The sequence below is a fragment of the Leucothrix pacifica genome (assembly GCF_003172875.1).
Lineage (GTDB): Bacteria > Pseudomonadota > Gammaproteobacteria > Thiotrichales > Thiotrichaceae > Leucothrix > Leucothrix pacifica.
In genome coordinates this window covers 1-6,663 of record NZ_QGKM01000109.1, presented here as the reverse complement: position 1 = coordinate 6,663, position 6,663 = coordinate 1, and the positions used below count along the sequence as shown (strand labels likewise).

The following is a 6,663-nucleotide window of genomic DNA, read 5'->3' as shown; positions in this document are numbered from 1 at the left end:
CAATTCCGCCCGCTATCTTTCAATAAGTAGAGGCGACAACTATCCTGACATAGGGGGGTGGTTAATCTGGTTATTTTCTGGTCTGTGCTGGTTTCGCTTATGATCTCTGGTTTGTCTAGCATCTTCATTGTCAATCGTGGTCTGAGCCCACTAAAAAAGTTTGAACATTACCTCACCAAGATTAGCCCAGGGCGCTTGAATATCCGTATTCCGACACAAGAACTGCCAGTAGAGTTGGAGACCTTAAGCAAGACGCAAAATGCAATGCTGGATCGACTCGACCTAGGTTTTCAGCGTCTTAGTGAGTTCTCATCTGATATTGCTCACGAATTAAAAACACCTCTAAGTAATATGACGACTCAAACACAAGTTATGTTGTCTGCAGACAGAGCGTTAGCAGAATATCAGGATACGCTGGGGTCAAATTTAGAAGAGTTAGAGCGCATCAATAAAACGATAAATGATATTTTATATTTAGCAAAATCTGAAAATTCGCTGCTTTATCAGAACAACGAAATGTTAAACCTCAGTGAGGAAATATCGCGGCTGATTGAATACCATGATATTGCTGGTGAAGAGAAAGGCGTCAGTATTCATCTGAAAGGTCAAGGTGAGCTTTTTTATGATAAATCGATGTTCCAGAGAGTGATGAATAATTTATTTACAAATGCTATACGACACGCCTCACCAAACTCAATCATTCAAGTAATAATTAAACAACTTGATAATGAATTATCAATTGGTGTAACCAATCATGGCGATACGATTCCTAAGGAGTCGCTACCTTTTATTTTTGATCGCTTCTATCGTGCAGATAAATCAAGGGTTCATACTAATAGTGTCGGAGCAGGGTTAGGGCTGCCCATCACACAATCAATTATTGAAGCGTATGGCGGGACTATTTTGGCTAAATCATTTGATAGATCTACAGAATTTTGGATAAGTTTCCAAAAAATCACATAAAAAATGCTTGACCTGTAACGTACTACAGGATTTAAAATCAGTATCTATATGGAAGTAATTATGAAAAGACAAATTATATTTAGCTTAACCATTGGTGTCATTGCCATGACGATTTTAACTGCATGCAGCAAACAAGATGACAGCCAACCAATCAAAGGTCGTTGGTATACCGGCGATCAGCTGAAATTAGGCAAACAAGTTTTTGCTGATAATTGCGCTGCTTGCCACGGCAATAATGCCGAGAGCATACCTAACGGGACTGACAGTTCTTATTCTGCGCCACCTCTGAATGGTAGTGCACATGCTTGGCATCACTCGATGAGTATTTTGATAAGAACGATTAATGAAGGTGGTAAAGAGCTAGGCGGAAAAATGCCAGGTTTCAAAGATAAGTTGTCGGACGCTGAAAAAAATGCTGCGATAGCCTACTTTCAGAGCTACTGGGATGATCGACTCTATGGCATTTGGAAAGATAATGGCAATTTAAAGAAATAGGAATAATGTCCATATTGTTGTGTGGGCTTCATATAGAAAGATACTGAAAATAACAAACTCGAGAATTTAGAATGAAAGAGTCAAAAAAATCACGATTAGATACTCCATCTAGTCGCCGCGGTTTCTTAAAGTCATTGGGTGCTGCTAGCCTAATAGTTCCTTTCTCAGGAGCAACGGTAAGCGCGGACACTTCAACATCTGCTGGTACTATAAACACTTTCAAAGTACCACCCTTGGACTTTGGCCAACGCAGCGGCGACACACTGAGTTTTAATTTACAGCTAGGCGTAGCTAAAACTCAGTTTTTCAAAGGTGTCAATACCTCTACACTTGGTATTAACCAAAGTTATCTAGGGCCAGTTTTGAGAGCCAAACGAGGTGATAACGTTCGCATCAACGTCACCAACCAAATGGGTGTCCCATCAACCTTACACTGGCACGGCATGGTGTTGCCTGCCAATATGGACGGTGGTCCACACCAAGAAATTAAGCACGGAGACCGGTGGACTTCTGAATTTAAAATTCGTCAGGAAGCCAGCACTTTGTGGTACCACTCACATCAAATGCATCAAACTGGTGCACAGGTCTACCATGGTTTAGCTGGACTTTTTATCATTGATGATGATAGCAGCCAACAGCTGGGGCTACCACAAGAATACGGTGTTGATGACATTCCTTGCACTATTCAGGATCGTCGATTTAACCGTGATGGCAGCCTTAGCTATATTGGCTCTATGCATGATCGAATGATGGGCATGGAAGGCGATACTATTTTAGTCAATGGCGTTGTAACTCCGACGTTGCAAGCCAAACGTTCGTTATTACGTTTAAGGTTACACAACGGCTCAAACGCACGAACTTACCAATTAGCTTTTAGCGACCAACGAAATTTCCAGGTTATTGCCAGCGACGGTGGTTTTTTAACAGCACCTGTAACAATCAACTCATTACGCCTTGCGGTCGGTGAGCGTGCAGAAATATTGGTGGATGTATCTGATCAGAAAACCATTCAATTACTAAGCCAGCAAGCTAACGGTGGCGGCGGCATGATGGGAATGATGAGCCGTATGAGTGGAAGTAGCGAGGCATTTACGATAATGACGATTGATGCCAAACAAGCACAACCCTCTACTCACGCTATACCTGCCACGTTACGGGCAATGGCCGCTATTCCAAACCCTAAAGCATCAATCGCAACCCGTAAATTTGACCTACAAATGGGCATGGGAATGATGGGCGGGGGATTCCGCATTAATGGCAAAACGATGGAAATGTCTCGCATTGATTTTCAGGTAAAGCGTAACAGCACCGAAATATGGGAAGTGCGAAATGACTCACCGATGGCACACCCATTCCACGTGCATAATGTGCAGTTTCACATTCTTGATCGCAATGGAAAGAAACCGACAGAGATCGAGTCCGGCTTAAAAGATACCGTACTCGTACAACGTGATGAAGTGGTTCGCATCGTTATGACCTTTCCTGAATATTCAGATGCGAAGGTACCTTATATGTACCATTGCCATATTCTGGAACATGAAGACCAAGGCATGATGGGCCAATTTGTTGTTGTATGATAAGTTGATTTTCAGACACCTAGGCGGGTTATAAAGATATGAAACATGACTACAGAATAATAGGAATGACCTGTAATGGTTGCCGAACCACAGTAGAAAAAGCACTTAATTCCATCGACGGTATTAAGCAGGCAACGGTGACCTTACCAGACCATGCTGCAATAGAAATGGACAACCATATTGCCACCGAGACGATGCAGTCTGCATTGACCAGTGCGGGTAAATATTCGATAGAGATGTACGATCACGGCAAGCCTTTCGCTGTTGCAAATGATGAATCGGCTTGTTGTGGGGGTAATAGAAAGGTACACGCTACACACAGCTTTGATGCAAGTGCGGCGGGTAAGTATTATTGCCCGATGTATTGCGAAGGCGACAACGTTTATGATGATGCCGGTGACTGCCCTGTGTGCGGTATGGATTTACTCAAGGTTCCAGACTTGACTCCGCAAGCGGTTCAATATACCTGTCCGATGCACCCTGAGATTATCAAAGATCAGCGGGGGGGCTGCCCAATTTGTGGCATGGATTTAGTGCCGATGCAGGCTAGTGAGAATGAGGAAGATAAAACCTATCAAAGGCTGCTGGGTAAAATGAAAATAGCGACAATTTTCACCTTGCCTATTTTCATTATTGCCATGGCTGAGATGATTCCGGGCAACCCTCTATTAAGACTCTTCCCGCAACAAAGCTGGAACTGGGTACAGTTGATTTTGTCCCTGCCCGTTGTATTTTACGCTTGTTGGATGTTTTTTGAGCGCGCTTGGAAGTCCATAATCACACGTAACTTTAATATGTTTACCTTAATCGGTATTGGTACCGGTGTGGCGTGGTTGTTCAGTGTGATTGCACTACTCGTTCCTGATATTTTTCCAGACCAATTTAAAACTGAATCGAATACGGTCTTTGTTTACTTTGAAGCCACCACGGTTATTTTAACGTTAGTGTTACTGGGCCAATTATTAGAAGCCAGGGCACATAGCCAGACTAGTGGGGCTATCAAAGAGTTATTAAAATTGGCACCCACTGAAGCGATTTTAGTCACCCAAGATGGTGACAAAGTGATCTCTATTAATGCCATTCAGCTTGGAGATTTATTGCGAGTAAAGCCGGGTGAAAAAGTCCCTGTTGACGGCAAGATAACCGAAGGTAGGAGCAATATTGATGAGTCGATGATTACTGGCGAACCTATTCCTGTTGATAAGTCCGTAGGTGACATGGCCAGTTCTGGTACGATCAATGGCAACAAATCCTTTGTCATGCAAGCTGAAAAAGTGGGTTCTGAAACTTTGCTCTCGCAAATCATTCAGATGGTTAACAATGCCAGCCGCTCTCGTGCGCCGATTCAAAAAATGGCCGATAAAGTTGCTAAATACTTCGTACCTATTGTATTGCTGATTTCAGTGCTTACCTTCATTGTTTGGGCCGTGTTTGGACCTGCTCCCTCGCTGGTATTTGCGTTTGTGAATGCCATTGCGGTGCTGATTATTGCCTGTCCTTGTGCTTTGGGACTCGCCACGCCTATGTCGGTGATGGTGGGTGTAGGAAAAGGTGCTCAAAATGGGGTGCTGATCAAAAATGCTGAAGCCTTGGAAAGTTTAAGCAAAGTCGATGTGCTGATCACTGATAAAACCGGCACCATTACTGAAGGCAAGCCGTCAGTTGAAAAAGTGGTGAATACGACAGGAGAGTTTGATGCAACGCTATTGGGCTATATTGCGTCGCTAAATCAATACAGTGAACACCCTTTGGCTGAGGCAATTGTTAAATTTGCGGCACAAAAAGAGATTAAACCCCAGGCATCAATGGACTTTGAAGCAGTGACGGGAAAAGGGGCTATTGGTACAGTGGATGGCAAGAGAGTAGCGATTGGCAATAAGAAATTGATGGAACAGGTCAATGCAACCCTCAGCAAAGCGCTCGAGCAACAGGTCATTGCCGAGCAGGAGCAGGGCAAAACTGTTTCTTATATTTCAGTGGCAAACGAAGTACAAGGTTTCGTTACCATTACCGATGCTATCAAAGAAACGAGCAAGCAAGCCATTAAAGCCTTACAACAGAAGGGTATTGAGGTGATTATGCTGACCGGGGATAACCAGCGAACCGCCAAAAGTGTGGCAGACATTTTAAGTCTGGCACACTTTAAAGCGGAATGCTTGCCTGAAGATAAACTCAACTTCATTAAGGAGTTACAGAGTCAAGGCAAGGTAGTCGCAATGGCCGGTGATGGTATTAATGATGCACCGGCATTAGCCCAAGCCAATATTGGCATCGCTATGGGAACTGGCACTGACGTTGCCATTGAAAGTAGCGGGGTAACCTTGGTTAAAGGAGATTTGCTCGGCATCGTCAAAGCCCAAAATCTGGGAACCAGCGTTATGAGGAATATCAAGCAAAACCTGTTCTTTGCCTTCATCTATAATGCGTTGGGTGTGCCAATTGCGGCTGGCTTGCTCTATCCATTTTTCGGCTTATTGCTGTCCCCAATGATTGCAGCGCTTGCGATGAGCTTAAGCTCGGTATCCGTTATCGCCAATGCATTGCGACTTAACCGTATTAACTTGAAGCAAGATTAGTTAGGAAACATAGGAGTATCCAACAAGAGAGTGGGTACATCCCAACAAAGGTACCAAAAGTACTATAGGGATTTAGCAAAACCGTTGTTGCAGCAGGCTTCAAGGTGTTTTGTCACCTCCCGAAATTGGAGCAATTTTGAGTTCTGAATTCGGGAGTAAAGAAAACGGGCATTTTGTTTACTCCAATCAGCTAGACTAGCCACACCACTTAAAGCAGCATTTGATGAGTAAATGAAGCCAGTAAGATAATCAAGAGCAACATACCAGCTGCTTACAGTGGGTTTTGTTACTGTCTAAGACCCGTAAATTTTCGTGAAGCTCTATCTATTGGTCTGTGGGACTTTTGGTACCTTTGTTGGGATGTACCCAGAGTTATGCAAATGAAAACTATGAATCATAAAGAACATGGCAGTAACGGGTAAGGCTACCAGCATGCGACCCGAAGGCCATCAAGTGCGGAGCAAAAAACATATAAGCTTCGCATAGTCGGTGTTATGTTGAGATACTTGTTATGTGATTTTTGCGAGTCTGATTCTCGATACATTTGAATTCATGAGCTTTCTTACCACATGCTTATAAATAATCGATTTTAAGCCATTTAAATTAGAACCTTCCTCCTTGTAGAAAGAATCTGGATCTTCAAACACACCAAAATCATTATTTATTCCGTCTTTTTGAATATAGGTATCGTTACCATTCCAGTCAATTTGTGGATTTCTAAAATCTGAAGTAGCAACACCATACCCACAAAACGAGTTTGTAACATCAGGGAATTTACGTTGAAGATTATTTAAGTATTTTTTATCTAAAATAAAACCTTCTAAGTTTAACCACTTATCTTGATAATAAACTTCCACCCAACTATGAATAATATTGTTGGGTGCAAGTAAATAAGGAAGACCTGTAATCGCGCCTTTTTGTAATTTTTTGTCTATAGTAAATCCGTGAAACCGGCAAGGAATACCAACCCCCCTCAGCAAAGCCATAAGTAAGGAGCCCTTTGTATTGCATTGACCATAACCGTCTTTTAGTAAGTACCTACCTAAAAGTTA

At 42.8% G+C, this 6,663-nt stretch carries 4 protein-coding genes and 1 pseudogene; 4 read left to right on the top strand and 1 reads right to left on the bottom strand.

Going from position 1 to position 6,663, the window contains the following annotated elements:
- Nucleotides 1-57 precede the first annotated feature (57 nt).
- The 4 genes from DKW60_RS22270 to DKW60_RS22255 all read left to right on the top strand — a co-directional run bounded on the left by DKW60_RS22270 (nt 58) and on the right by DKW60_RS22255 (nt 5,611).
- Entirely contained in the window at nt 58-963 is a 906-nt protein-coding gene (locus DKW60_RS22270; RefSeq protein ID WP_109839860.1) for a heavy metal sensor histidine kinase, read from the top strand.
- A 60-nt stretch (nt 964-1,023) separates the two neighbouring features.
- Nucleotides 1,024-1,458 carry a c-type cytochrome gene (locus DKW60_RS22265; RefSeq protein ID WP_245929766.1) on the top strand — a complete coding sequence of 145 codons (435 nt, stop codon included), beginning with the start codon at nt 1,024-1,026 and terminating at the stop codon, nt 1,456-1,458.
- Nucleotides 1,459-1,529: 71 nt separating this feature from the next.
- The gene (locus DKW60_RS22260) at nt 1,530-3,035 is read left to right on the top strand and encodes a multicopper oxidase family protein (protein WP_109839858.1); all 1,506 of its coding nucleotides are present in this window, start codon (nt 1,530-1,532) and stop codon (nt 3,033-3,035) included.
- 38 nt (nt 3,036-3,073) lie between these two features.
- On the top strand, nt 3,074-5,611 hold the full coding sequence (locus DKW60_RS22255; RefSeq protein ID WP_109839857.1) for a heavy metal translocating P-type ATPase: 2,538 nt from the start codon (nt 3,074-3,076) through the stop codon (nt 5,609-5,611).
- 509 nt (nt 5,612-6,120) lie between these two features.
- Here the strand turns inward: DKW60_RS22255 and DKW60_RS22250 are convergent.
- Nucleotides 6,121-6,636: pseudogene (locus DKW60_RS22250) on the bottom strand (transglutaminase domain-containing protein); the annotation flags it as partial.
- Between the last annotated feature and the right edge of the window lie 27 nt (nt 6,637-6,663).